The sequence below is a fragment of the Prauserella sp. PE36 genome (assembly GCF_003311655.1).
Lineage (GTDB): Bacteria > Actinomycetota > Actinomycetes > Mycobacteriales > Pseudonocardiaceae > Prauserella_A > Prauserella_A endophytica.
This window is the reverse complement of the sequence record NZ_QEQT01000092.1, coordinates 149,020-173,626: the sequence shown is the minus strand read 5'-3', so window position 1 is coordinate 173,626 and position 24,607 is coordinate 149,020. Positions and strand designations below refer to the sequence as shown.

Here is a 24,607-nt window from a genome sequence, read left to right as displayed (position 1 = left end):
TCGCGCCGGCGGCCCGGCGTTCATCGCACAGCGCGCACGGTGCGCCGTCCGTGGGTAGCGATCGACCGGCTCACCAGGCTGCCAGCTCACGGAACGTGCCCAGCAGGACGTGCGCCAGGTTGAACACCACGGCCCCCGCAGGCGCGGCCGCGGCCTGCTCCCTGGTGCCGACGATGCTCAGCATCGGCTTGCCCGCCTCCCGCGCCGCGGCCGCCGCGCGGCCCATCGCGTCCCGCACGGCGGGCTCCGCCGCGCCGCCGGTGAGGCCCATCGACACCGAGAGATCGGCGGGTCCGACCACCAGCGCGTCCACGCCGTCCACCGCCGCGATCTCGCTCGCGGCCGCGCACGCGGCCGCCGTTTCCAGCATCGGGACCACCAGCGTGGTCTCGGCCGAGGCGGCGAGGTGGACTGCGATGGACGCGGCCCCGAACGACCCCGCCCGCGAGTAGGTGGCGAACCCGCGGTCGCCGAGCGGCGGGTAGTGCGCCGACCGCACGGCCCGCCGTGCCTGGTCCGCCGTGTCGACGTGCGGCACCACGATGCCCTCGGCCCCGAGGTCAAGGACCCGCAGCACGAGTGCGGGCTCGTCGTGGCCCACCCGCACCAGCACCCCTATGCCCCTGGCCTGCGCGGCCTGGATGTGCTGTTGCAGTGCCCCGAGGTCGGCGGGGCCGTGCTCGCAGTCCACGAGCACGAAGTCCAGCCCGGCGACCCCCGCCAGCTCGACCAGGAAGTCCGCCGGCATCCGCAGGAGTCCGCCGCGCAGCCGCTCACCGGCGAGGAGGCGTCGCTTGAGGGGCTCAGGCATGGGATTCCTTCCGCCGCGGCACGGTCCGCAGCCAGTCGGCGAGCAGCCCGGCCACGTCGCCGGGCCGCTCGATGGGCAGCAGGTGACCGGCGCCGGGCAGCGTGCGCAGGTCGGCGCCGGGGATCGCGGAGGCGATCGCGGTGTGGAAGCTCTCCGGGCACAGCGCGTCGGCGCCGCCGCTCAGCACTTGCGACGGCACCCGCACAGCGCGCAGCGACTCGTGCGCGTCGGTGCGCGTGGCCTGCGCAGCGAGCTGTGCGCGGAACGTGTCCGGGCCCACCCGCCGGGCCATGGCGAGGAACCGCCGCGCGTGCTCGGCCGGCGGATCCGGGGTGGCGAACATCGTCGGCAGGATCGCCTCGACGGCGTCGGCGAAGCCACCCTCGGCGGTGAGCCGGGCGAGTGCGGCCCACTGGTCGAGCTGGTGCGGGCGGGGAGCACCGGCGTTGGTGGACATCGCACAGAACCCGGTGACCCGCTCCGGGGCCAGGCGCAGCACCTCGAAGCCGACGATCGCCCCGAGGCTCAGCCCGGCGAGCGCGAACGGTCCGTCGACGGCGGCGACCACCTGCTTCGCCATGCCCTCGATGCTCGGCGCGCTCAGCTCGACGTCCACTGTGGACCCACCGAGCCCGTCGCGCACGTCGTCCCACAGCCCGGCGTCGCAGAGCATGCCGGGCAGCAGCACGAGCGGTGCCGTCGTCATCGGCCGATGGTCCTCGGCACGAGCGCGTACGGCGCGACGTAGCCGTTGTGGTCGGTGGCGACCCCAGCGTCCGCGGCGGCCTTGACGACCTCGGCGTCCCACTCCAGCCGCACCCGGCCGTCGCCGCCGTTGATCACGAGCATCGTCGCGGTGTCGTCCCCTGAGTTGCGCAGCGCCCGCCACGCGCCGCGCGGCACGGAGAGCATGTCCCACGGACCGAGCCGGACCGTCACCTCGTCGTGCAGGTTGAGCGTGACCTCCCACTCGCCGTCCTTGACCAGCAGCACCTGGGTCTCGGCGTGCCGGTGGGGGAGCATGCCCTGGCCCGGTTCCGCCCGCAGCCACGCGACGTTGTGGCCGTGCGGGTTGAACACGCGAGGCTCCTGGTGCATGTCCTCGGTCATCCCGTACCCGATCACGAGCGCGAGCTGCGCGCCGCCGCCCGGCAGCGTGCTGTCCAGGAACGGAGCGGGGGAGTACTCGAGGTCGGCCGTGGTCGCGACGCGCCTGCGCATCTGCTCGGCGGTGTAGGTGCGCAGGCCGGCGATCTGCTCGTCCGTCATGGGCCGCACCAGCTCGACGTCCTCGGGCGGCTCGTCGCCGGCGACCGTGTCGATGAGCTGGTTCTCGGCGGTCAGGAACAGGCCGTGCCCCTCGGCCTCCCGCAGCACCGAGGGCCCCCAGATGATGCCGCCGGTGTCGTCGTGCCCGAGCGTGGTGAACAGCCAGCCGTCGTCGGGCCCGATGTTGGTGAAGCCGCGGAAGATCCAGGTCGGCATCGACGCGATGTCGCCCTCGCGCAGGACGAGCTCGCCGTCCTTTCCGTCAGCGCCCCAACGCAGCAGGAAGTCGCCGCGGAAGCAGTAGAAGACCTCGGCGGTGAAGTGCAGGTGCAGGTTGTTGGTGATGCCGCTGGGCATGGCAGCGGCACCGATGTTGTAGCCGTGCGGTTCGCGCAGGTTCACCACCTGGTCGGCGTTCTGGGTGACGCCGGGGCCGATCATCGCGTAGTTCTCCTTGCGATCAGAGCCCGGCGTCCGGCAGTCGATGAACGCCTGGTTGCAGGAGACGAAGTCGGTGCGGCGGATGGTCCGCCTGGCCGCCTCGGCCTCGGTCACCGTCACACGATCACTCATCACAGCTGGATCCTCCTCGTTCATACGTATGCACACTAGCTCGGACGGTACGTCTCTTGTCAACCCCGGCCAGGGCATCGGAGCGTGCGACCAGGGCGAGGACGTATGCTTTTGCGGCAGCACGGCTATCGGGAGGAACTGTGGGGATCACCAGCCGCGACGTGGCCCGACTGGCCGGCGTCTCGCAGCCGACCGTCTCTCGGGCGCTGCGCGGCGACCCTCGGGTCTCCGAGGAGACCGTGCGCAAGGTGCGGATGGCGGCGGAGGCGCTCAACTACGTGCCCAGTGAGGCGGGCCGCAGCCTCTCCACCCGCATCAGCCACCGGATCGGCGTGCTCGTGACCGACCTGGCGAACCCGTTCTACCCGCATCTGGTGGGGCCGCTGCACGACGAGCTCGAGCAGCGTGGTTACCGCATGATGCTGTTCACCGAGCGCTCCGAGGCCGCGGCGTCGGCGGAGCGGCTCGTGGACCGCTCAATCGACGGCCTCGTGCTGGCCACCTCGACGCTTGACTCGGCGCTGCCCGCCGAGCTGGGGCGCCGCGAGCTGCCGTTCGTCTACCTCAACCGCGAGGGCACCACGCCGGCCGACGCGGTGGCCGTGGACAACCGGCTCGGCGGCGAGCAGGTCGCGCGACAGCTCGTGGAGGACGGGCACCGGCACATCGGCGGCATCTTCGGTCCCGACAACACCAGCACGGGCCGCGACCGGGAGCTGGGTTTCCGGCAGGCGCTCGCCGACGCGGGTATCGCGCTGCGGCCCGCGCACGTGCGGCACGGCCCCTTCGAGTTCGAGACGGGTCGTGACGCGCTGCCCGAGTTGCTGGCCGCCGACCCCGCGCCGACCGCCGTGTTCTGCGGAAACGACGTCGTCGCGATCGGCGTGCTCGACGCCGCGCGACGGCTCGGCGTCGACGTGCCGTCGCAGCTGACGGTGGTCGGCTTCGACGACATCCCGATGGCCTCCTGGGCGAGCTTCGAGCTGAGCACCGTGCGGCACGACCTGCGCGGGATGGCGCGGACGGCGGCCGGGCTCCTGGTCGAGCGGGTCTCCGGGGCGTACCAGGGAGAGCCGAGGCGGGTCGTGCTGAGCCCCCGGTTCGTGGGCAGGCGCACCCACGGCGCGCCCTCGGGGAACTGACCCGCAGCACCGCTACATACGCAATTCATCACGGCTTCCCGGGCCCGGATGCCGGGCTTGTCGGCGCGTTCGCATCATCATCGCACGTAGACGACGTATGCGCGGTGCGAGGTCGCCGTCCCGCCGTGGGCGGAATCCACCGTTGCCCTTCCGCTGTGAATACGCATACACTGCGCGGAATCCCAGCCCCGCCGTTCTCCCGGCAGAGGAGGTCGACCCTCGATGGTGGCAACCACCGTCCCGCCGCCGCGCCCGCGGTCCCGGATGCGCAAGCACGCCGTCCCGTACCTGCACCTGGCGCCCGCCCTGCTCGCGGTCGTGCTCACGACCGTGTATCCGCTTGTCTCGGCGCTCATCACCAGCTTCCGCCACTGGCGGCTCAACGAGACGAGGGAGGCGGGCGAGTTCGTCGGCCTCGAGCAGTACCAGCGCGTCTTCACCGACGACACGTTCTTCAACAGCGCGCTCGTGACCCTGCAGTTCACCGTGATCTCGGTGGTGCTGTCGGTCGGGCTCGGCCTTGGCATCGCGCTGATCCTCAACAACCGCACCCGGCTCAGCGCGCTCACCAAGGCGCTGCTGATCCTGCCCTTCGCGGTGGCGCCCGCGCTCAAGGGCTTCTCGTGGCGTTTCATGCTCAACCCGGACACCGGTGTCTACGACCAGATGCTCGACACCGTGCTGCCGTTCGCCGACGACATCAACTGGCTCGGCGACCCGTTCTGGGCGCTGATGGTGATCGCGCTGACTGAGGTGTGGGGCTGGGCGCCGCTGATCGCGCTGATGCTGCTCGGCGGTCTGAACTCGATCTCGCCCGAGGTGCGCGAAGCGGCCACCATCGACGGCGCGAACGCGTGGCAGCGGTTCTGGCGCGTCACCTTCCCGCTGCTGCGGCCGTTGCTGCTGATCGTGATCTTCCTGAAGGCGGTCTTCTCGGTGAAGATCTTCGACCAGGTCGTCACCACCACCGGCGGTGGACCGGGCAGGGCCACCGAGAGCCTCAACTTCTTCGCCTACTCGCAGGGCTTCACGTTCCTCGACATCGGCTACGCGTCGGCCGTGTCGTGGGTGATCGTGCTCGTGCTCGGCGTGCTGGCGACCATGTACCTGATCGCGATGGCCAAGCAGGAGGCGAAATGACCGACATGGCCGTGAAACCCGCACCCGCGCCTGCGCGGTCGGCCCCGGCGCCACGTCCGCGGCGGCGGCCCGGCGGCTGGGCGATCGTGCGCGCGGCCCTCCGGGTGCTCGCGACGCTGGCGATCCTGTTCTTCGTCCTGTTCCCGATCCTCTGGATGGCGCTCACCGCGTTCAAGCCGGCCCGCGACGCCTTCTCCACGGCGGTGGTGTTCGCGCCGACCTTGGACAACTTCGCCGCGATCCTCGGCGGGGCCAGCGATCTCACCGGCGCGCTCGTCAACAGCGTGCTGATCGCGGTGGCCACCACCATCGTCTCGATCCCGCTGGCGCTGCTCGCGGCCTACGCGTTCTCGCGCTACCGGTTTCCCGGCCACCGCGGGATGCTGCTGGCCATCGTCGCCACGCAGTTCATCCCCGGCGTGGCGATCGCGCTGCCATTCCTGACGCTGTTCCGCAGCCTCGGGCTCATCGACACGCACCTCGCGCTGGTGGTGGTCAACCTCTCGCTCGTCGTCCCCTACATCACGTGGCTGCTCAAGGGTTTCGTCGACGGCTTGCCCATCGAGATCGAGGAGGCCGCCCGGCTCGACGGCTGCGGCCAGGTGAGCCTGCTGTGGCGGGTGATCACGCCGCTCGCCGCGCCCGGCATCTTCGTTGCCGCCGTGTTCTCGTTCCTGCTGTCGTGGAACGAGTTCCTGTTCCCCACGTTCCTGGCCCGGACCGACGCCTCGACGCTGCCGGTCGCGCTGATGACGCTCGTGCTGCCCGAGGGCGTCGCGTGGGGGCAGATGGCGGCGGCCGGCCTGCTGGTGATGGCGCCGATGCTGATCATGGCGTTGCTGGTGCGCAAGCACTTCGCCGAGGGAATGACGATGGGAGCCGTGAAATGAGGCGCACACCGAGGCTCGTGGCCGCGCTCGGCGCCGCGCTGGCGTTGCTGGCGAGCGGTTGCGCGGCGGGCCCGAGCGAGCAGGACCTGCTGGACTCGGTGGCCACCGGGCCGACCGACGAGCTCGGCCTGCTCACCGGCAAGCCCTACGACGGCACGCACATCCGGCTGCTCAGCTGCTGCAAGACGACCGCGCAGTTCGCCGCTCTGCAGGAGAAGACCGACCGGGAGTTCACGGCGAAGACGGGCATCACCGTCGAGTGGGCCAACATCCCCTACGAGTCGTACCTCCAGAAGATCGTCGCGGAGACCGCGGTCGGCGGCGGCACCTACGACCTCGTGGTGTGGCCCGACGCCTACGGCGCCTCGGCGAAGATCGGCCTGCAGCCGCTCGACGAGGTGATGCGGCGCGCGGACCGGTCGATCGACGAGTTCTCCCCGCCGTTCCAGCAGGCCGCGCGGGCCGGTGACCCGGACACCGTGTACGGCATTCCGTTCCGTGGCTTCTCCTACAACCACTTCTACCGCAAGAGCGAGTACGAGCGGCTCGGCATGACACCGGCGACGACGTGGGACGAGTTCACCGCGCAGCTGCGGCGGCTCGACGGCGCCGGCGGCAGGGCCGCCTTCGCCGGGCAGTACGGCCGGGGCGGAGGGCAGAACCTCTACACGTGGATGTCCATGCTGTGGAGCAACGGAGCCGACGTCCTCGGCCGTGACGGCGAGCCCGCGTTCACCACACCGCAGGGCGTGGCGGCCACGGAGCAGTATCTCGCGCTGCTGCGCGACGGGCACAGCCCGCAGGCGTCGACGAACTGGACGGAAACCGATTCGACGCAGTCCTTCGAGCAGAACCGCACCAACTCCGTGTTCACGTGGGCGTGGCAGATGGACGACTTCACCGACCCGGCCAAGGTGCAGCCGGAGGTCGCCGGCGACATCGGCGTCGCCCCGCTGCCGGGCTGGCCGGGCAAACCCACGGTGACCTACGGCTTCACGTGGCTGATGGGCATCCTCAACACGTCCGACCACCAGGGAGCGGCGTGGGAGTACCTGAAGTGGGTCACCAGCGCCGAGACCGAACGCGACGTCGCGCTCGACAAGTCCGATCCGGACACCGCCACCAGCGTGGTGGTGCACACGGCGAACATGCTCGACCCCGAGGTGAACGCCGTCAACCACGGGCTGCCGAAGCTGCAGGAGTCGGCCCTGCGCACCGCCCGCACGGTGCCGATGACGATCGACTGGCCGCAGATCCAGGACGTGCTGGAGGTCGCGATCAACGAGATGGCCCACGGCGCCGACGTGCGCACCAAGCTCGATGAGGCCGCCGCCCAGATCCGCACCTTGACCCGGCGCTGACCGCAAGGAGAAGAGTGACCACAGTGGACAAGATCGCCTACGAGCCCTACCGCGATCCGGAGGAGTTCATCGTCGAGTGGACCGACCGGATCTGGGTGCGCAGGGGCATCGGGCTGATCAGGGAGAACTACGCCTCTGACGCGATCGTGCACGGCGCCTACGGGACCAGCAAGGGTGTCGAGCCGGTGGTGCGCTCGACGCTGATGAAGATCGCGGCGTTCCCGGGCCGGGTCGGCCAGGCCGAGGACGTGGTGTGGGAGGCGCGCGGGGACGACGCGTTCCTCAGCTCACACCGGGTGTTCAGCTCGGGAACGCACACCGGCTGGTCGGCCTACGGGCCGCCGACCCACCGCTCGTTCTCCTCCCGCACCATCGCCAACTGCCTCTACCGGCGCGGCGTGATGGAGGAGGAGTGGGTGGTGCGCGACGAGTACGCGGTGGTGCGCCAGCTCGGCCTCGACCCGTTCGCGGTGGCCAGGACGCTGGCGTTCTCCGGTTGGGACGGCGTGCGCGCCCCGCTCGCGGATGTGCTCGCCGAGGGTGACTCGGGCGCGCGGCCCGGTCACCACCGCGCGGAGTGCGAGCACGTGCTCGGGCTCGTCGACGCCGTGTGGAACCGGCGGATGCTGCACGAGGTGACCGAGTTCGTCGCGCGGGACGTCACGTGCCACATCTCGCGCGAACGCACGCTGACCCGGCCGGACGGCTACCAGCTGGGGCTGCTCGACCTGCTCGCCCCGTTGCCGGACGCGCGGTTCGAGGTGCGGGACGTCGTCGCGCACGACTCCCCGGCGCACGGTGGTGTCCGCGTGGGCGTGTTGTGGTGGCTGGAGGGCACCTACAGCGGGACCCCGGCCTACGGCGCCGTCACGGACTCGCCGGTGACGCTGCTCGGCTCGTCGCAGTTCCTGTTCAGGGAAGGCCGGATCGTGCGCGAGTGGCGGGTCTACGACGAACTGTCCATTCTGGCCCAGATCGCCAGGGCGCGCGGCGACGAGCCCTCAGCGCCCTCCGTCGCGGGCGAGGAGCATCCGCTGGGCGAGCCTGGCGAGCTCCCTGCTGGCAGGGGATAGCACCTCGGCCTCGCGCCGCACGAGCGCGATCGTGTCGTAGAGCGGCTCCGCGAAGCCCACCGTGCGCACCGACGGAGGGCAGGAGCCGCTCTCGGCCACGGCCCTGGACACGATGGTGTCGCCGATGCCGCGCTCCACGAGGCCCAGCGCGGATTCGACGTGCTCGACCTCGATCCACGGCTCCAGCTTGACGCCGGCCAGCTGCGCGCGTTCGGCGAGCTGGCGGCGCGTCGGGTCCTTCCATCCGTAGTGGGCGTCGTAGAGGATGAGCCTGGAGTTCGCGAGCCCGCCGATGGTCATCGGCTCGGCCACGCGTTCCGGCGCGGTGCTTGCGTAGAGCACCTCGTCGCGCAGCAGCGGCGTCACGGTGAGCCCCGCGTCGTCGATGGGCAGCACCACGAGCCCGGCTTCGACGGTTCCGGCTGCGACCGCGGCAGCGACCTCGACGGAGTTGAGGCCGATCAGGCGGATCCGCACCTCGGGGTAGTTGTCGTGGAAGTGCTCCGCGAGATCGGAGAGCAGATAGTAGGCCGCGTTGCGCAGCAGCCCGAACGTGGCGACCCCGCCGCGCAGCGAACGCACCGAGCGCAGCGCCTGCTGCGCGCCGTCGGCCGCGGCGACCGCGCGCTCGGCGAACGGCAGCAGCGCTGATCCCGCCGCCGTCAGCACGAGCCTGCGGCCACCACGAGAGAACACCGGCGTGCCGTGCTCGTCCTCCAGCTTGCGGATCAGCTCCGACACCGACGCCTGCGTGATGCCCATGCGCGCGGCGGCCGCGGTGAAGGATCCCGTGCGCACCGCTTCCAGGAACGCGCGCAGCTGCTTTAGTGTCATAGGGAAACCCTATCCGAACCTCAAGATTTACTGGCCTTGTCCTTTGGGGACACCGGATTTAGCGTCATCGCCATGAGATTCAGCCCTTCCCGGCTCGCGGAGCTCGACGGCTCCTACCGCCTGCTTAAGACCCCGGCCGACCGGCCGCCCGCACAGCGCGACCCCGCGGTCGCCGAGCGCGTCTCGGCGATGCTGAGCGAGATCGAGCGCGACGGCATGGACGCCGTGCTGCGCCACGCCCGCGACCTCGACGGCTGGCAGGGCGGGGACGTGGAGATCAGCGCGGCCGAGCTGGAGCGCTCCGGCGACGAGCTGCCCAAGGACGTGCGCGTGGCGCTGGAGCTGGGCTCCGAGCGCACCCGTGCCTTCGCGCTCGCTCAGCGCGCCCACCTCGTCGACTTCGAGACCGAGCTGGCGCCCGGCCTCGTCACCGGGCACCGCTACGTGCCGGTCGGCCGTGTCGGCGCCTACCTGCCCGCCGGCCGGTTTCCGCTGCTGGCGAGCGCGTTCATGACCGTGGGCGTGGCCAAGGCCGCCGGTGTCCCGAGCGTGCTGGCCTGCACGCCACCGGGACGGGACGGGCGCGCGCACCCCGCCGTGCTGTACTCCGCGTACCTCTCCGGCGCCGACCGCGCCTACGCGCTCGGCGGCGTTCAGGCGCTGGCCGCGATGGCCTTCGGGCTGCTCGGCGAGCGGCCGGTGGACATGCTGGTGGGCGCGGGCAACGCCTACGTCGCCGAGGCGAAGCGGCAGCTCTTCGGCCGTGTCGCGATCGACCTGCTCGCCGGGCCCTCGGAGGTCGCGGTGCTCGCCGACGACACCGCCGACCCCGTGCTCGTGGCCGCCGACCTGCTCGGCCAGGCCGAGCACGGCACGGAGTCGCCCGCTGCGCTCGTCACCACCTCGCAGCGGCTCGGCGAGGAGGTGATCGCCGAGATCGACCGCCAGCTGGAGACACTCGCCACACGCGACATCGCCGGCCCCGCCTGGCGGGACTACGGCTCGGTCACCTGGGCCAAGGACGCCGCGACCGCAGTGGAGCTGATGGACGAGCTGGCCCCGGAGCACCTGGAGGTGCACACCGCCGACGACGCCTACTACCACGACGCGCTGCGCAACTACGGCTCCCTCTTCCTCGGCCGGTGGAGCACGGTCGCCTACTCCGACAAGGGCATGGCGGGCACCAACCACGTCCTGCCCACGGCCGGCGGGGCCAAGCACAGCGCGGGCCTGTCGGTGTCGCGGTTCCTCAAGCCGCTCACCTACCAGCGCGTGACCAGGGAGGCGACCCCGGCGCTGGCCGAGGCCGTCGACGTGATCTCGGAGTACGAGGGCATGGCGGCACACCGCGCGACCGCGACGCTGCGGCTCGCGGGCTACCGTCCGGAGCAGGAGGGCAACCGATGACCAAGGCCGATCAGAACCACGAGGTGGCCAAGCCCGCGACGGCGAAGGCCGACAGCCGCCCGTCGACGCCGCCGGGCACGATGGCGCCCGGCAGGCGCACCATGCCCGCCGACTACAGCATCTCGCTGCGGCCCGGCTACGGCGCCGACGCGCCGAACGTCAAGCCGGGCGAGCGCAGGCAGTCGCTGCGCGGTTTCGAGGACACCTACACCGACATCGTCGACTACATCGTGCGTATCACCCACCGCATCTGGGAGGACCAGGACGTCGGCTACATCTACGACACCTACAGCCCGGGCTGCCGGCTCTACGACGACAGCGGTGTCCACTTCGGAGTGGAGCAGCTCGTCCACGGCACCATGCAGAGCATCAACGCCTTCCCCGACTGCAGGCACTACGCGGACGACGTGATCTGGGCGGGCACCGACGAGGAGGGGTTCGTCACCTCCCACCGCGCCATCAACATCGGGCACAACACGGGCCCGTGGCGCTGGGGCCAGCCCACCGGCCGCAAGCTCGAGACGTGGGTCATCGCCAACTGCGTGGTGCGGGACAACGAGATCTACGAGGAGTGGGTGCTCTACAACACCGCGGCGAAGCTGCAGCAGCTCGGCATCGACGTGCTCGCCGCCGCCCGCGAGTTCGGCAACGCGGTCACGTTCCCCACGCTGTCGGAACGCCCGTTCGCCGAGGTCGACCGCATCGAGGGCGGGCGAAAGCCGCTGCCGTACCCGGCGGCCGAGCGTCCGGGCTTCGACGTCGAGTACGAGGTGCGCAGGCTCTTCCACGACGTCTACAACCGGCGCGACCTCAGTGCCGTCGACCGCGTCTACGCGCCGACCGTGCGCTGGCACGGCACGACCAACCGCACCGGCTACGGGCGTTCGGACGTCCGCGGCATGGCCCGCAACCTGCTCGCCACGTTCCCCGATCTCGGCGTGCGGGTCGACGAGGTGTACTGGATGGGCAACGAGTCCGACGGGTTCAGCGTGTCGGTGCGCTGGACCGGTGCGGGAACCCACCGCGGCTACGGGCTCTACGGCGAGCCGACCGGGCGGCGGGTACACCTCTGGGGCATCTCGCAGCTGTACTTCGCGCAGGGCCGGATCGTCGAGGAGTGGTCGCTGTTCAACGAGTTCGACGTACTCGCGCAGCTGCTGCGGGACGAGCCGGAGCGCGGGTGACGAGGGTCGCGTGTGCGCAGCTCGCGCCGCGGCTCGGTGACCTGGCCGAGAACCGGGCGCGCACGCTCGCTGCCATCCACGCGGCGCGGCTGCGGGACGCCGAGGTGCTCGTGCTGCCGGAGCTGGCCTCGTCGGGATACGTGTTCGCCGACGAGGCCGAAGCCCGGTCCGTGGCCGTCCCGGCACGGGGTCCACTGCTCGCCGACTGGGTGCGAGCCGCGGGAGAGCTGACCGTCGTCGCCGGGTTCTGCGAGCTCGGCGACGACGGCGCGCTCTACAACAGCGCCGCCGTGCTCGACGGCGAAGGCGTGCGGGCCGTCTATCGCAAGACCCACCTGTGGGATCGCGAACGGCTGGTGTTCACACCGGGCGAGCTCCCGCCACCCGTGGTGCGGACCAAGGCCGGTTCGCTGGGCGTGCTGATCTGCTACGACCTGGAGTTCCCCGAGCTGCCCCGGACACTGGCCCTGCGCGGTGCCGAGCTGATCGTGGCGCCGGTCAACTGGCCGCTCGTGCCGAGGCCGCACGGGGAGCGTCCGCCCGAGGTGGTGCAGGCGATGGCGGCCGCGCGGACCAACCGGGTGTTCGTGGCGATCTGCGACCGCACGGGAACCGAGCGGGGGCAGCGGTGGACGGCGGGTACCTCGATCATCGACGAATCCGGCTGGGTGGTCGCGGAGTCCACGGCGGACACCCTGGTCGTGGCCGACCTCGACCTGTCTCGCGCCCGGGACAAGGCGATCTCGGAACGCAACGACGTGCTGGCCGACCGCAGGCCCGAGTTGTACGACTGACAAAGCCCTTTGCGCGAATCGCAAGACCGGTCGACGATGGCCACATGAGCGACGATTTCGACGCGGTGCTGGCCGCGGTCGGGCCCCGGCTCCGTGAACTGCGCCGCCGCAGCGGAGTCACCCTCACCGCCCTGTCGGAGACCACCGGCATCCCGATCAGCACGCTGTCGCGGCTGGAGTCCGGGCAGCGAAAGCCGGGCCTCGAACTACTGCTGCCGCTGGCCAAGGCCCACCAGGTGCCGCTCGAGGAGATCATCGGCGCCCCGGCGAGCGGGGATCCCCGCGTCTACCCGCGGCCGTTCAGGCGCAACGGCATGACCGTCGTCCCGCTGACGCGCAGGCCCGGCGGACTGCAGGCGTTCAAGCAGATACTCCCGGCAGGGCGGGCCGATCAGGAGCCCGACCCCCGCTCCCACGAGGGGTACCACTGGCTGTACGTCCTCAATGGACGCCTGCGCGTGGTGCTCGGTGACCAGGACCTCGTGCTCGGCGCCGGGGAGGTCGCCGAGTTCGACACCCACCTCCCGCACTGGTTCGGCAACGCCGACTCACACCCCGTGGAGTTCCTGAGCATCCTCGGCCCGCAGGGCGAGCGCTTCCACATCCGCGCCCGCTATCCGGCCGACTAGGCGGGGACCCGCTGGGCGAGCGTCTGGACCACGGCTTTCATGGCTTTGGTGCCCTTCCGGAACGCGCGCTCGACCAGCGCGGTGTACTCCTCGTCGAGCACGGTCTGCGGGTGGTCGGCCTGATCCGCCCTGGCCCGGAACGCCTTCGTGGCGGTGCGCTCGCCGAGCACGTGGGCGGTGACGATCAGGAAGTCGTAGGCGCTCGCCTCCCGGCCCTCGCCGACCGACTCGGCGTTGGTCACCGAGTGCGCCCAGTAGTACAGCGCCTCCGCGCCTCGCCCCCTCTGCAGCATGGCGGTGCCGGCGAGGTCGAGCAGCCAGTACTTGCGCGGACAGGTGCGCAGGCCCTGCTCGATCACCTCCAGCTGCCGGTCCGTTCCCCGGTACACGGGCGCCAGCCAGCTGTAGAGGGAGTCGAGCGCGGCGTAGCGCGGGTCGGCGAGCAGGTCCTCCACCACCGCCGTCATCGCCGGTGAGGTCGAGCCGTCCGTCCTGGCCACCTCGATGATCCGGTTCAGGGCGTCGCCGTCGCGGAGATTGCGCGTCTCCGGTTCTTCCGGGAACGCCGGGGTCAGGCAGAGGGTGGTGTACCCGGGAACGTCGGCGGAAAGGCCGCCACGCCAGGTCTCCAGCGGCCATCTCGGGATCCCGGCCGCCGCGGCGGGCACGTCCGGTCCGGGAGTATCGCGGCGATTGCGTTTGAGCCAGCCGAGCACGCCACCCATCGTATGCGCGGCGACCGTGGTCCGGACCGCTTCTGGCAGGGTCCGGTCAACGCGCGCGGGGATCGCCGGCAGGTGCGGACAGGGCGGGGACGTCCGGGTGGTCGAGCAGCGCCTCGACCACCGCGTCCACGGCCGCGCGCGGAGCCGTTCCCCGGCGCACCACGATCGCGATGTTGCGATGCACCGGCGTGGTCAGCTCGCGGGTCACCACCTGGTGGCCGGGTTCCACGGTCAGCGCGGGCAGCAGCGCGACCGACCGGCCGGCCTCGACGTGCCGGAGCAGCAGCAGGTAGTTGCTGAACCGGCACGCGACCCTCGGCTCGAAACCGGACTCGTGGCACAGCCGCTGCGTCAGCTCGGCCATGTACGAGCCGGCCCGGTCGCACGCCCACACCTCCTCCGAGCACGCGGCGAGGTCCACCACGCGGCGCCGGGCGAGCGGATGGCCGGGCGGCAGTACGAGCACCACCGGGTCCGTGCCCAGCGGGACGATCTCCAGGTCCCGGCTCCACGGGAACTCGACATAGTCGATGGTCGTGACCACGACGTCCAGCTCCCCGGTACGCAGCGCGGGGCCGCTCTCGTGCGGTTCGGACTCGACCAGCTCCACGTGCAGGTGCGGATGCGAGTCCGCGAGCCGCGCCGCCGCGGGAACCGCGAGCGGGTGGATCGCGCTCTGGAACGTCCCGAGCCGGACGGTGCCGATCGGCTCGTCGTTGAGCGCGCGCAGCTCGGCCTCCGCCTCGGCCATCCGGTCGAGGATCTCCCGGCCGCGGCGGGCGAGAACCATCCCGGTCCTGGTCAGCCGCACCCGGCGGCCCGAGCGCTCCAGCAGCCGGCTGCGCGTCTCGGACTCGAGCACGGCGAGCTGCTGGGAGACGGTCGACGGGCTCAGGTGCAGCGTCTCGGCCACCGCGCGCACGGTGCCGAGGCTGTCGAGCAGGCCGAGCAGACGCAGACGCCACGGGTTCAGCACCCCGCCATTGTGCGATGTCGCCGAACAGCGTCGTCGCATTCGTGCGCTGGACGCGCGGGGACGTCCGTTCGTAGCGTCGGAGCCATGCCGGACGACACCGCACCCGAACGCTTCCTGGTCCGCTACGCCGGACACGGCGCCTTCAGCCCCGGGATCATCGACCGCGCCAAGGGCACCTCGGTGTTCACCGAGGACGGGCGCGAGCTGCTCGACTTCACCTCGGGGCAGATGAGCGCGATCCTCGGCCACTCGCATCCGGAGATCGTCGCGACCGTCCGCGAGCAGGCCGGCAAGCTCGACCACCTCCACAGCGCCATGCTGAGCCGCCCGGTGCTGGAGCTTGCCCAGCGGCTCACGGACACCCTGCCGCGGCCGCTGGACAAGGCGATGTTCCTGAGTACCGGCGCCGAGTCGAACGAGGCCGCGCTGCGGATGGCGAAGCTGGTCACCGGCAGGCACGAGATCGTCTCGTTCGCCCGGTCCTGGCACGGCATGACGCAGGCCGCCGCCAACGCCACCTACAGCGCGGGGCGGGCCGGGTACGGGCCAGCCACCCCCGGCAACTTCGCCCTGCCGGTGCCGGACCGGTTCCGGCCCGCCATCGTCGACGCCGACGGGAACCTGGACTGGCGTCGTCAGCTCGACCTCGGGTTCGACCTGATCGACGCCCAGTCGGTCGGCAGCCTCGCGGCGTGCCTGATCGAGCCCGTCCTGAGCTCCGGCGGGGTGGTGGACCTGCCGCCCGGCTACCTGGCCGCGCTGCGGGACAAATGCCACGAGCGGGGCATGCTGCTGATCCTGGACGAGGCGCAGACCGGGCTGTGCCGCACCGGTCACTGGTACGCGTTCCAGCGCGACGGCGTCGTGCCGGACATCCTCACGCTGTCCAAGACCCTCGGCGCCGGGCTGCCCCTCGCTGCCGTGGTCACCAGCGCGGAGATCGAACAGGAGGCTCACGACCGCGGGTTCCTGTTCTTCACCACGCACGTCAACGACCCGCTCCCGGCCGCCGTCGGCAACACCGTGCTGGACGTGCTGACCCGCGACCGGCTCGACGAGCGCGCCCGGGAGCTCGGCGAGCGGCTGCGCGCCGGACTGACCGAGCTGGCCACGCGGCACCCCGTGATCGGCGACGTCCGCGGCCGGGGCTTGATGGTCGGGCTGGAGCTGGTGGAGGAGGACGGCGGGAACGCCGACGCACTCGGCCCCGCCGTCACCCGGCGCTGCGCAGAGCTCGGCCTGCACATGAACATCGTGCAGCTGCCCGGCATGGGCGGCACGTTCCGCATCGCGCCGCCGCTGACCGCCACCGAGGCCGAGATCGACCGGGGACTGGCCATACTCGACACCGCGCTGACCGGCATCCGCCGCTGACCCATCGATCGGCCGCGTGCAGCGCGGTGACCGGGCACCGGCCTCACCGATCGAGCTCGGCACGCTCCTGGTCGGTGAGCAGCGATGTGGCCAGCCGCAACGTCGGGCGTTGCACGCGATCGTGATGCCGGTGGAGGAACTCCATCAGGCGTCGCTGGTCGATCTTGCCGACCTCGCGCAACGCGGTTCCGACCGGCTTGGTGACCAGTTCGGACCGGTCGTCCAGCAGGAGCTCCGCCAGCGCGAGCGGATCGTCGAGTTGTCCTTGCCGGATCAGCCAGAAGGCGGCGGTGATGGCGGTGCGTCGTTCGATGGCCCTGGGCGAGCGCGCGAGGTCGAACAACGGCCGACGGGGCTTGTCCAGGAGGTAGCCGCCGACGACCCGGGGCGCCGCGCGGTCGACCAGGTCCCACACGTTGATGAGGTCGTGGTGATCGAGGTAGGTCTCGTACAGCCGGCGACGGCCGGCGTCGGTCAGCTTCGGACGTCGTGCCTTGAAGTCCAGGATCGACACACCGACCATGCGGACCTCGTACAGGGGGCTGGCCAGCAGCTCGGGGACCTGATCGAGATCCAGGTCCGTCCACGTTTTCGCGGTGTCGAAGACATCCTTCATGCGGACCCCGATCGCCTTCAGCCCACTGTCCGCAGGGAGCCGTCTGGTGATCTTGGCGTGCTCGGTGTCGCTTCGCAGCGCTTCCAACGCCGTGCGTACCCGCGTGATCTCGGCCGTCATCCGGACATTCTCGCGTGCCGGGTCGCTGCCGCGCTCACCTGCCGCGACGGCCGGAGGGCGGCCCACGGTTTGCTCCGCCCGGTGCCGCGGGTAGCCGGAAGCACTTCGAGCGGGAACGTGGGGGTTACGGTGAGCGAGCACACCGGGATGCGGCAACGGCGGACCGAGCCGCCGGAGCAAGGGCGCGCGGCCCGCCTCCGGCAGTGGCTCGGCAGGGCGCTGACCGGCAACGGACACGAACGCCACACCGTCGTCTTCATCGGCAAGAGCACTCTCGCGGCCACCGCGGCATGGGCGGTGGCCTATTACGTGCTCAAGGCGGAGTCGGCGGCCTTCGCGCCGTTCTCCGCCGTCCTGATGTTGCGGGTCACCGTCTACCAGTCGGTGTGGCATTCCCTGCGCTACGTCGTCGCGGTCGCCGCCGGAGTCGCGGTGCAGCTGGTGTTCGGCTTTCTCTTCGGCACGGGGCTCGCCACCTTCGCGCTGGTCGCGGCCACGGCGGCGACGATCGGCCGCTGGCGCCGGCTCGGCGCCGAGGGAGCGCAGGTGGGGACGGCGGCGTTCTTCGCCTTCTCCACCTACGTCTCCGCGGCCAGCGGGCTGGAGCGGCTGAGCCAGCTCGGCGAGATCATCGAGCTGGTCGCACTCGGCTGCGGCATCGGCGTGCTGGTCAACGTGCTCGTCCTGCCCCCACTGCGCTACCGCAGCGCCGAGTACGGCGTGCAGGTCCTCGCGCGGTCGCTGTGCGACCTGATGAGCGACATGTACCCCGCGCTGCGGCAGGGTGAGCTGGACGAGGACAGCGCAGCGCACTGGCGGGACCGCGCCTCGCGACTCGGCCCGCTGGTGACGCAGGCGCAGTCCTCCGTGGACCTGGCCAGGGAGAGTAGCTTCTACAATCCCCGGCGGATCCTCCGGCGGCATGCCCGCGACCACGCGTTCGCCGGATACCAGGCCGTGATCGACGCGCTCGAGCGCGTGACGTACCAGGTCGGGTCCATGACGCGCAGCCTGACCCAGTACCCGAAGGACGGCGACGGCCCCGAGCACGCGGGGTTCTTCCGCCGCTACGGGGACCTGCTTGCCGCGCTCACCGACGTGACGCAGTTGCTCGGCGACCTGGACGAGGACCGTCTCGACGAGCAGACCACGCAGCTGCGGGCCGCCGCGGAGGACGCCCGGGAGCACTGTCGCCGCCTGGCCGAGTACGCGCAGGACTCGTTGCCCCTGGCCGATCCCAGCCGACCGTACGGCGTTCTGCTGGCCGATCCCAGCCGACCGTACGGCGTTCTGCTGGCCGAGGCCACCCGTCTCATGGAGGAGGCGGAGTACACGTGCGACGTCCTCCGGCGGACCGTCGCTAGCCCTTGACGCAGACGACCTGCTTGAGGTGGGCGACCACCTCGACGAGGTCCGTCTGCGCGGCGACCACCGACTCGATGTCCTTGTAGGCGGCCGGAATCTCGTCGACCACCCCCGCGTCCTTGCGGCACTCGACACCCGCCGTCTGGTCGGCGAGGTCCGCCGCGGTGAACGTCTTCCGTGCCTTGGTGCGCGACATGCGCCTGCCCGCACCGTGTGAGGCCGACTGGAACGACCGCTCGTTGCCGAGTCCGCGCACGATGTAGGAGCCGGTGCCCATGCTGCCCGGGATGATGCCGAGATCACCTGAGCCCGCGCGGATGGCGCCCTTCCGGGTCACGAGCACGTCCAAGCCGTCGTAGGTCTCCTCCGCGACGTAGTTGTGGTGACACGAGATCGGCTCGTCGAACCGCGTACCCGGCACGGTGGCGGCGACCGCGCGCTGCACGAGTGCCACCATCGTCGCCCGGTTGCGCGCCGCGTAGTCCTGGGCCCAGAACAGGTCCCGCCGGTAGGCCTCCATCTCCGGCGTTCCCGCCACGAACACCGCCAGGTCCGGGTCGGGCAGGTCGGCGTTGTGCGGTAGGCGCCGGGCGATGTCCATGTGCCGCTTGGCGAGCTCGTTGCCGATGCCACGGGAACCGGAGTGCAGCATCAGCCACACCCGCCCCGCGTCCGCGCCGCCCTGTTCCAGGCACACCTCGATGAAGTGGTTGCCCCCGCCGAGGCTGCCGATCTGCCGCCGGGCGCGGTCGAGGTGGTTCCGCACACCGGGGTGCAGCTCACCGAACGCGCGCCAGAAGGCGTCCCAGCCGCCGACGCCGTGCACGACCGCCGGGTTGACGGGTGTGCGGTGCAGGTCGAACCCAACGGGCACCGCTGACTCGATCCGGCGGCGCAGGCGGCCGAGGTCGTCCGGGAGGTCCGAGGCGGTCAGCGACGTGCGCACGGCGCTCATCCCGCAACCGATGTCCACCCCGACGGCCGCGGGCGACACGGCGTCGCGCATGGCGATGACGCTGCCCACCGTGGCGCCCTTGCCGTAGTGCACGTCCGGCATCACGGCCAGCCCGTGCACCCAGGGAAGGTTCGAGACGTTGCGCAGCTGGCCCATCGCGGCGTCCTCTACCGTGGACGGATCCGCCCACATCCTGATCGGCACCCGGCCACCGTCAACCGACGCATACATCAAGTTTCCTTCCCTTGCGGTACCGGCGATCCAGGATGATCGCTCGGCACGGCGGGCGCAACCGGATTGTCACGGCGCCCGGTGAGTCCGATGTGGACATACCGGCCCCGTTACCGCGCGGCTGGCCAGCGGCCGCCCGTGCAGGGCCGGGCTCCGGTTCGGCGGGGCGAGCGGATTCGGCCGTGGTTCCGCGTTGCTCGTGTGGGCGCCGGGCGCTCGGAGCGCCTACCGGGTGTGGGCGTGCTCGCGCGGTATCGGCCCGACGTCGGCGTGACGGCCGGGACGCAGCGCGGCATGGCGCTGCCCCGGGCCAGGGCCGGAGCGGGCGGCCAGCGCGTCGGCGACGGCGCCGGTGGTGAAGGCGTACACGGTCTTGTGCAGCAGGTCCACCACGAGTTCCTGCCGGGGCCAGGTGGGCGGCGGGGAGCCCACGCCCGTGGCGTTCTCCAGGATCTGGTCGTTGGTCAGCCGCACCACGGCGAACTTCGCCGAGGACCACGGGCCGCGTAGCCCCGCGTGCGCCATCACCGAGCGCAGCACGCCGAGCAGTATGCCCTGGCCGATGTGCATCGCCAGGTTCACCGGAGCCGGCTGCCGGCCGGCTCGTTCCCGCATCCCGGTGAGCCGTTGCATGGTCCTGGCGGGAACGTGCGAGTCCGGGCGACCGGTCAGGCGTTGCTCCACCTTCTCGCCCAACGTCATCGCCAGCACTCCCGCCGCACCGGCGGCCGGCCCTTCCCACAGCGCGCGTTTCATCATGTCGCCTCGGCTACCCCGGTCCGCCGCACCTATTCACGATTTCGGCCTGTCGACGGCGGATGTGCCGAGCCGCCTTCGACCCGGCCAGGGCGACGATTCCGGGCGGCTCGGCGTCACAGCCCGTCACCGCGTGTCCGGCCGGACCAACGCACGGCGTCCCCGTGGCCGTAGCGAATCAGGAAGTCCGCGTCGCGGGAGGAACTGCCGGCCCTGCAGGACCATCTGCCGCCTCCGCGAAGCGATCAAGGCCGGAGCCGAGGCCTGGCGGCGCACCAGGTGGACCGCGATCCGGCGGCACTGCCGGAAAGCGCGGGGCCGCGAATCGGCGGCAGCCGGATGAGCGTGCCCGACGACATGACAAACTCCACCGGATGAGCCGCTGGGGGATGCCGGCGCCGTGGTCGCGCGCGCCGCTGATGCTGTTGCGCAGGCCCGTCGTGGCGCTGGCGGTCGCGGTGGGTGCGCTGCTCGTGGCGATGCCTGCCGCCGCGGCTCCGCTGTTCCTCTCCTCCGCGGGCAACGCCACGCTGAGGCAGCTGGTCGACGCATCGTGCACGTGGCAGACCGGGATGCACCTCGCCGGCGCCGTGCCGACGCGGCCGACGCCGGAGGCTCCGGCTGACCCGGTGGGGGAGGACCTCGTCGACCGGCGGGTGGATCTGGTGCGTGCGCGGACCGGCGGGCTGGATCACCTGAGCGAGCCGGTGGTGACACTGCTGACGACCGCGAGCGTGGGCCCCGCGGCCGCACCCGACCAGTCGCTCGTGACGCTCGCGGCGCGTGACGGGTTTCGCGAGCACGTCGACGTCGTCGCCGGGGGCCAGGGCCGGGGCCTGTGGCTGCCCGACCGTTTCGCCGGGCTCCAGGGCCTTTCGGTGGGCGACGAGGTGACGCTCTCCAGCGGCGACGCCCGAGTGACCATGCCCGTGGCCGCGGTGTTCCGCGACCTGCGCTCGGTGCCGGAGCTGCCGTTCTGGTGCAGCCTGCGGGAGACCATCCACGGCGCCCCGCTCAGCGACGCGCCGGTGTTTCCGATGGCGTTCGTGTCGCGCGGCGACCTGCTCGCCGTCGCCGGGGACACCGGCGCGTCGATGTGGATCGAGCGGGCGGTCGACACCGGCGGGCTCACCACGGTCGGCGCCCGGCCTTCCGCCGACGGGCTGGAGCGGTTGCGCGCCGGCACCGTCGGCTCGCCGGAACCCGGCCTGTTCGACGACTCGGCGCCGTACGGCGGCGTGTTCACGTCCTCGCTGGCCGACAAGGTCAACCGCTCCGAGCTGGTACTGGCCGCGCTCACCGGCACGGTCGTGCCGCTCGCGGGTGCGGGCACGGTCGCCGGGCTCGTGATCGCCGCGGCGGCGGGCGCGTTCTGGGCCGACCGGCGGCGGGCCGAGCTGGCCGTGCTGTCCGCGCGCGGGGTGGGGCCGGTGGCGCTCGGCGGGAAGGCCGCACTGGAAACCGCGGGAGCCGTGGTGCTCGGTGCCGTCGCGGGGTGGGCGGGCGCGCGGGGGCTCGTCGCGGCCGCGGGACCGAGCCCACTCGTGACGCCCGGTGCCACCACGGCCTCACTCGTGGCCGCCGCCACGGCGCTGGTGGCCGCGCTCGCGGTGATCGCGGGCGTCGCCGGGTTCCGGGCCGGACGCCTGCACGACACGCGGCCCGCGCGGCGCCGGCGGCGGGGCCGCGTGCCGTGGGAGATCCTGCCGCTGGGCGCGGCCGTGGTGTGCTGGTTCGCGCTCGACGCAGAGGTGCAGGTACGCGCCGCTGACGCCGTGGGCACGGTCGCCCGCATCCCGCCCCGGCTCATCGTCGCGCCGATCCTGCTGGCGATCGGGCTGGCGATGCTCGGCGCCCGGCTCGTCCGGTGGACGTTGCGACGGCTGCGTTCCCGTCCGCGGTCGATGGCGCGTCCCGCGGTGTACCTGGCGGCGCGGCGCGTGGTCGCCGCGCCGCTGGTGGCCTCGGTGCTCGTCGGCGCCACCGCCGTGCCCGTCGCCCTCGCCGGGTACGGCGCCACGGTCACCGGCTCCGTCGATCGCACGATGCACGCCGAGGGGCAGCTGATCGTCGGCACCGACGCGGTGCTGTCGCTGAAGGAGCGGACGCCCGTGCCACCGGAACTGGCCGGGCGCGCGAGCGTGGTCACGCGCTACGTCGACGGACGGCTCGGCGACACCACCGTCCACGTGCTGGGCGTCGACCCGGAGACCTTCGCCGGTGCCGCGTTCTGGGACCCCGCCCTGCCCGGGCCTTCGCTGAACGAGGTGCTCGGCCAGCTCTCCGGCGAACCCACCGGAGCGGCCGTCGCCGGGATGTCCTCAGTGGACACCGGCTCGGTGCTCACGATCAGGAACGAACGCAGGGAGCTCGACCTCGTCGATGTGGCGCAGCTACCCGGCAAGCAGGCGGGCTACCCGCTGGTGCTCGTCGACCGCGCGCTGCTCGAGGAGCTGGCGCCGTCGGCACAACCGCAGCTGTGGGCGCGCGGCGACCCCGGCGAGATCGTGGCGGCGGCCTCGGCGGCGGGGCTGCCGGTGAGCGCCGTCGCGCGCGCCGAGGACGTGCAGGCCAGCGGTGTATACGCCGGGGTCACCTACACCTTCGCCTTCCTCGCGGCCGTCTCGCTGCTCACCGGCGTGGTGATCGTGGTGGGCCTGCTGCTGTATCTCGACGCGCGGTCACGGGCGAGGCGCAGTGCGTCGGTGCTGCTGCGCCGGATGGGTATCGGCGCGGCAGCGCACTGGCGTGCGCTGCTGCTGGAGGTCGGCGGCCTGCTGCTGGCCGGGTTCGCCACGGGCGCGGCGTTGGCGGCGGCGGTGATCGCGTTGACGGCGGCGGACTACGACCTCAACCCGGCGACCTCGCCCGGCACGCTCGTCGCCCTGCCCTGGCCGGTGTTCGCCGCGCTCGCCGTGGCGACCGCGCTCACCGCGGTGCTGGCCTCGGCGGCGGCACAGCGTGCGGCTTCCGCCGCCCGGCCCTCGGAGGTGCTGCGTGACACCCGCTAGCCCCGCGCTGCGCTGTGCCGGCGTGAGCCACAGCTACCACGTGGACGGCGCGCCCGTGCGAGCGCTCACCGGCGTTTCGCTGACCGCTCCGCGCGGTGCGGTCACCGTGCTCGCCGGGCCATCGGGCTCCGGCAAGTCCACGCTGCTGCGGATCCTCGGCTGCCTCGACCGGCCCGAGGAGGGCAGCGTCGAGGTCGAGGGCGTGGAGACCGCAGCGCTGTCCACCCGGCGGCGCCGGGCCCTGCGCCGGGCCCGCATCGGCTACGTCTTCCAGGACCCCGCCGACAACCTCCTCGGCTACCTCACCGTCGCCGAGCACGTCGCGCTCGGCGCGCGCCTGCGCGGGGCCGGGGGAGACCCCGCGGCGCTGCTGGACGCGCTCGGGCTCGGATCCCGCGCTGGGCACCGGCCCGCGCAGCTCTCGGGCGGCGAACAGCAGCGCGTGGCGCTCGCCTTCGCCGCCGCGGGCGGCCCGCCGGTGCTGCTGGCCGACGAGCCGAGCGCGCAGCTCGACCGCGCGGCCACCGGGCTCGTCGTCGGCGCGCTGCGTGAGCTCGCCGCACGCGGGCACGCGGTGCTCGTCACCACCCACGACCCGGAGGTGCTCGCCGTGGCCGACGAGGTGATCGAACTGGTCGACGGCGTCCGGAGGGACACGGCATGAGCGGGGCACCGATCCTGACGTTGTCCGGCGTGCGCAAGGACTACGGGCGCACGACGGCGCTCGCCCCCGTCAGTCTCGAGCTGTATCCGGGGGAGCTGGCCGTGCTGACGGGACCGTCCGGCTCGGGCAAGAGCACGCTGCTCATGATCGCGGGCGGCTGGGAGACGCCGGACGACGGCGAGGTGAAGCCGCACCCGCCGCTGCCGGACGTGGGCATGGCCGAGCAGCCGTGGGAACACCTCGGCGTGGTGCCGCAGTCGATCAGCCTCCTCGACGAGCTCAGCATCGAGGACAACCTCGCGTTCGCGGCCCGCCGCACCGCGGGAGCCGACGTGGCCGGCCTGCTGGCGGCACTGGACCTGGCGCCGCTCGCGGGCAGGCTGCCGGGCGAGACCTCACGCGGCGAGCAGCAGCGCGCCGCCGTCGGGCGGGCGCTGGCGGCCGGGGCGTCGCTGGTGCTGGCCGACGAGCCGACCTCGCACCAGGACCGCCGCAGAGGTGCCCTCGTGCTCGACGTGCTGCGCGCGGCGGCCGACCGCGGCGCCGCGGTGCTCATCGCCAGCCACGACCCCGTCGCGATCGCCCGCGCCGACCGCGAGATCACGCTCGGCTGAGCGGCACGCCCCGGGCTCGGGCGCTGGGTTGACAGGCGGACCGTCGCGGCCTTACGTTCTGCCTAGTCGTCTATACATCTAGTCAACGAATCG

General features: G+C 72.2%; 23 protein-coding genes. 14 read left to right on the top strand and 9 right to left on the bottom strand.

Features of this window, described 5'->3' with window-relative positions; all coding sequences use genetic code 11:
- Positions 1–70: 70 nt before the first annotated feature.
- From DI005_RS29445 to DI005_RS29435, 3 genes are read right to left on the bottom strand one after another with little or no spacing between them, the layout of a single operon-like run.
- The gene (locus DI005_RS29445) at positions 71–811 is read right to left on the bottom strand and encodes an HpcH/HpaI aldolase/citrate lyase family protein (protein WP_113644305.1); all 741 of its coding nucleotides are present in this window, start codon (positions 809–811) and stop codon (positions 71–73) included.
- On the bottom strand, positions 804–1,517 hold the full coding sequence (locus DI005_RS29440; protein WP_113644304.1) for an alpha/beta fold hydrolase: 714 nt from the start codon (positions 1,515–1,517) through the stop codon (positions 804–806). The genes DI005_RS29445 and DI005_RS29440 overlap by 8 nt, the downstream gene beginning before the upstream one ends.
- Positions 1,514–2,653 carry a cupin domain-containing protein gene (locus DI005_RS29435; protein WP_113644303.1) on the bottom strand — a complete coding sequence of 380 codons (1,140 nt, stop codon included), beginning with the start codon at positions 2,651–2,653 and terminating at the stop codon, positions 1,514–1,516. Before DI005_RS29435 ends, DI005_RS29440 begins: the two co-directional genes overlap by 4 nt.
- Before the next feature lie 140 nt (positions 2,654–2,793).
- On the opposite strand from DI005_RS29435, the gene DI005_RS29430 reads away from it, so the two are divergent.
- The 5 genes from DI005_RS29430 to DI005_RS29410 all read left to right on the top strand — a co-directional run bounded on the left by DI005_RS29430 (position 2,794) and on the right by DI005_RS29410 (position 8,259).
- Complete coding sequence (locus tag DI005_RS29430) at positions 2,794–3,795, top strand: LacI family DNA-binding transcriptional regulator (protein WP_112269832.1); 1,002 nt, start codon at positions 2,794–2,796, stop codon at positions 3,793–3,795.
- Positions 3,796–4,017: 222 nt separating this feature from the next.
- Positions 4,018–4,935, top strand: coding sequence for a carbohydrate ABC transporter permease (locus DI005_RS29425; RefSeq protein WP_112269834.1), 918 nt, complete (start codon positions 4,018–4,020; stop codon positions 4,933–4,935).
- The gene (locus DI005_RS29420) at positions 4,932–5,825 is read left to right on the top strand and encodes a carbohydrate ABC transporter permease (protein ID WP_199543304.1); all 894 of its coding nucleotides are present in this window, start codon (positions 4,932–4,934) and stop codon (positions 5,823–5,825) included. Before DI005_RS29425 ends, DI005_RS29420 begins: the two co-directional genes overlap by 4 nt.
- Positions 5,822–7,186 (top strand): sugar ABC transporter substrate-binding protein, encoded by a 1,365-nt coding sequence (locus tag DI005_RS29415; protein ID WP_112269836.1) that lies wholly within the window; start codon positions 5,822–5,824, stop codon positions 7,184–7,186. Before DI005_RS29420 ends, DI005_RS29415 begins: the two co-directional genes overlap by 4 nt.
- A gap of 14 nt (positions 7,187–7,200) precedes the next feature.
- Positions 7,201–8,259, top strand: a complete 1,059-nt coding sequence (locus tag DI005_RS29410) for an ester cyclase (protein WP_233520361.1) — start codon at positions 7,201–7,203, stop codon at positions 8,257–8,259.
- On the opposite strand, the gene DI005_RS29405 is transcribed toward DI005_RS29410, so the two are convergent.
- The gene (locus tag DI005_RS29405; RefSeq protein ID WP_112269840.1) at positions 8,188–9,093 is read right to left on the bottom strand and encodes a LysR family transcriptional regulator; all 906 of its coding nucleotides are present in this window, start codon (positions 9,091–9,093) and stop codon (positions 8,188–8,190) included. The genes DI005_RS29410 and DI005_RS29405 overlap by 72 nt on opposite strands.
- A 72-nt stretch (positions 9,094–9,165) precedes the next feature.
- Between DI005_RS29405 and hisD the strand changes: the two genes are divergently transcribed.
- Genes hisD through DI005_RS29385 form a run of 4 tightly spaced genes read left to right on the top strand, consistent with a single transcriptional unit; the run spans position 9,166 to position 13,107 of the window.
- Complete coding sequence (hisD, locus tag DI005_RS29400) at positions 9,166–10,500, top strand: histidinol dehydrogenase (RefSeq protein WP_112269842.1); 1,335 nt, start codon at positions 9,166–9,168, stop codon at positions 10,498–10,500.
- Positions 10,497–11,684 (top strand): ester cyclase, encoded by a 1,188-nt coding sequence (locus DI005_RS29395; protein ID WP_112269844.1) that lies wholly within the window; start codon positions 10,497–10,499, stop codon positions 11,682–11,684. Before hisD ends, DI005_RS29395 begins: the two co-directional genes overlap by 4 nt.
- Positions 11,681–12,478 (top strand): nitrilase-related carbon-nitrogen hydrolase, encoded by a 798-nt coding sequence (locus tag DI005_RS29390; RefSeq protein WP_113644301.1) that lies wholly within the window; start codon positions 11,681–11,683, stop codon positions 12,476–12,478. The genes DI005_RS29395 and DI005_RS29390 overlap by 4 nt, the downstream gene beginning before the upstream one ends.
- 44 nt (positions 12,479–12,522) lie before the next feature.
- Positions 12,523–13,107 carry a helix-turn-helix domain-containing protein gene (locus DI005_RS29385; RefSeq protein ID WP_113644300.1) on the top strand — a complete coding sequence of 195 codons (585 nt, stop codon included), beginning with the start codon at positions 12,523–12,525 and terminating at the stop codon, positions 13,105–13,107.
- Here DI005_RS29385 and DI005_RS29380 read toward each other — a convergent pair.
- On the bottom strand, positions 13,104–13,832 hold the full coding sequence (locus tag DI005_RS29380) for a hypothetical protein (RefSeq protein ID WP_369973629.1): 729 nt from the start codon (positions 13,830–13,832) through the stop codon (positions 13,104–13,106). The two genes, DI005_RS29385 and DI005_RS29380, sit on opposite strands and share 4 nt — an antisense overlap.
- Before the next feature lie 46 nt (positions 13,833–13,878).
- Positions 13,879–14,808 (bottom strand): LysR substrate-binding domain-containing protein, encoded by a 930-nt coding sequence (locus tag DI005_RS29375; RefSeq protein ID WP_199543301.1) that lies wholly within the window; start codon positions 14,806–14,808, stop codon positions 13,879–13,881.
- Between the two features lie 84 nt (positions 14,809–14,892).
- Here DI005_RS29375 and DI005_RS29370 point away from each other — a divergent pair, with 84 nt between their 5' ends.
- A complete protein-coding gene (locus DI005_RS29370; protein WP_112269852.1) occupies positions 14,893–16,182 on the top strand; it encodes an aspartate aminotransferase family protein in 1,290 nt (429 codons plus the stop codon).
- Between the two features lie 43 nt (positions 16,183–16,225).
- Here DI005_RS29370 and DI005_RS29365 read toward each other — a convergent pair whose 3' ends face one another.
- Complete coding sequence (locus DI005_RS29365; RefSeq protein WP_113644298.1) at positions 16,226–16,918, bottom strand: DNA alkylation repair protein; 693 nt, start codon at positions 16,916–16,918, stop codon at positions 16,226–16,228.
- A 129-nt stretch (positions 16,919–17,047) separates the two neighbouring features.
- Between DI005_RS29365 and DI005_RS29360 the strand changes: the two genes are divergently transcribed.
- Entirely contained in the window at positions 17,048–18,289 is a 1,242-nt protein-coding gene (locus tag DI005_RS29360) for an aromatic acid exporter family protein (RefSeq protein WP_199543299.1), read from the top strand.
- On the opposite strand, the gene DI005_RS29355 is transcribed toward DI005_RS29360, so the two are convergent.
- Both DI005_RS29355 and DI005_RS29350 read right to left on the bottom strand, forming a co-directional pair.
- Positions 18,279–19,469, bottom strand: coding sequence for an RtcB family protein (locus DI005_RS29355; protein WP_113644297.1), 1,191 nt, complete (start codon positions 19,467–19,469; stop codon positions 18,279–18,281). The genes DI005_RS29360 and DI005_RS29355 overlap by 11 nt on opposite strands.
- Positions 19,470–19,694: 225 nt before the next feature.
- Positions 19,695–20,228: a hypothetical protein gene (locus DI005_RS29350; protein ID WP_112269857.1), complete on the bottom strand. Its 534-nt coding sequence runs from the start codon at positions 20,226–20,228 to the stop codon at positions 19,695–19,697.
- A gap of 371 nt (positions 20,229–20,599) precedes the next feature.
- Between DI005_RS29350 and DI005_RS29345 the strand changes: the two genes are divergently transcribed.
- The 3 genes from DI005_RS29345 to DI005_RS29335 are packed head-to-tail and all read left to right on the top strand — an operon-like array spanning position 20,600 to position 24,514.
- On the top strand, positions 20,600–23,236 hold the full coding sequence (locus DI005_RS29345) for an ABC transporter permease (RefSeq protein ID WP_147263921.1): 2,637 nt from the start codon (positions 20,600–20,602) through the stop codon (positions 23,234–23,236).
- On the top strand, positions 23,223–23,900 hold the full coding sequence (locus tag DI005_RS29340; RefSeq protein ID WP_233520360.1) for an ABC transporter ATP-binding protein: 678 nt from the start codon (positions 23,223–23,225) through the stop codon (positions 23,898–23,900). The genes DI005_RS29345 and DI005_RS29340 overlap by 14 nt, the downstream gene beginning before the upstream one ends.
- Positions 23,897–24,514 carry an ABC transporter ATP-binding protein gene (locus DI005_RS29335; RefSeq protein WP_113644295.1) on the top strand — a complete coding sequence of 206 codons (618 nt, stop codon included), beginning with the start codon at positions 23,897–23,899 and terminating at the stop codon, positions 24,512–24,514. The genes DI005_RS29340 and DI005_RS29335 overlap by 4 nt, the downstream gene beginning before the upstream one ends.
- The last annotated feature ends 93 nt before the right edge of the window (positions 24,515–24,607 follow it).

Coding starts and splice junctions, on each gene's coding strand:
- hisD (WP_112269842.1), top strand. CDS start 9,166: ATGAGATTCAGCCCTTCCCGGCTCGCGGAGCTCGACGGCTCCTACCGC.
- DI005_RS29445 (WP_113644305.1), bottom strand. CDS start 811: ATGCCTGAGCCCCTCAAGCGACGCCTCCTCGCCGGTGAGCGGCTGCGC.
- DI005_RS29420 (WP_199543304.1), top strand. CDS start 4,932: ATGACCGACATGGCCGTGAAACCCGCACCCGCGCCTGCGCGGTCGGCC.
- DI005_RS29365 (WP_113644298.1), bottom strand. CDS start 16,918: ATGACGGCCGAGATCACGCGGGTACGCACGGCGTTGGAAGCGCTGCGA.
- DI005_RS29440 (WP_113644304.1), bottom strand. CDS start 1,517: ATGACGACGGCACCGCTCGTGCTGCTGCCCGGCATGCTCTGCGACGCC.
- DI005_RS29355 (WP_113644297.1), bottom strand. CDS start 19,469: ATGTATGCGTCGGTTGACGGTGGCCGGGTGCCGATCAGGATGTGGGCG.
- DI005_RS29345 (WP_147263921.1), top strand. CDS start 20,600: ATGAGCCGCTGGGGGATGCCGGCGCCGTGGTCGCGCGCGCCGCTGATG.
- DI005_RS29370 (WP_112269852.1), top strand. CDS start 14,893: ATGCCGGACGACACCGCACCCGAACGCTTCCTGGTCCGCTACGCCGGA.
- DI005_RS29425 (WP_112269834.1), top strand. CDS start 4,018: ATGGTGGCAACCACCGTCCCGCCGCCGCGCCCGCGGTCCCGGATGCGC.
- DI005_RS29415 (WP_112269836.1), top strand. CDS start 5,822: ATGAGGCGCACACCGAGGCTCGTGGCCGCGCTCGGCGCCGCGCTGGCG.
- DI005_RS29395 (WP_112269844.1), top strand. CDS start 10,497: ATGACCAAGGCCGATCAGAACCACGAGGTGGCCAAGCCCGCGACGGCG.
- DI005_RS29335 (WP_113644295.1), top strand. CDS start 23,897: ATGAGCGGGGCACCGATCCTGACGTTGTCCGGCGTGCGCAAGGACTAC.
- DI005_RS29385 (WP_113644300.1), top strand. CDS start 12,523: ATGAGCGACGATTTCGACGCGGTGCTGGCCGCGGTCGGGCCCCGGCTC.
- DI005_RS29435 (WP_113644303.1), bottom strand. CDS start 2,653: ATGAGTGATCGTGTGACGGTGACCGAGGCCGAGGCGGCCAGGCGGACC.
- DI005_RS29380 (WP_369973629.1), bottom strand. CDS start 13,832: ATGGGTGGCGTGCTCGGCTGGCTCAAACGCAATCGCCGCGATACTCCC.
- DI005_RS29405 (WP_112269840.1), bottom strand. CDS start 9,093: ATGACACTAAAGCAGCTGCGCGCGTTCCTGGAAGCGGTGCGCACGGGA.
- DI005_RS29350 (WP_112269857.1), bottom strand. CDS start 20,228: ATGATGAAACGCGCGCTGTGGGAAGGGCCGGCCGCCGGTGCGGCGGGA.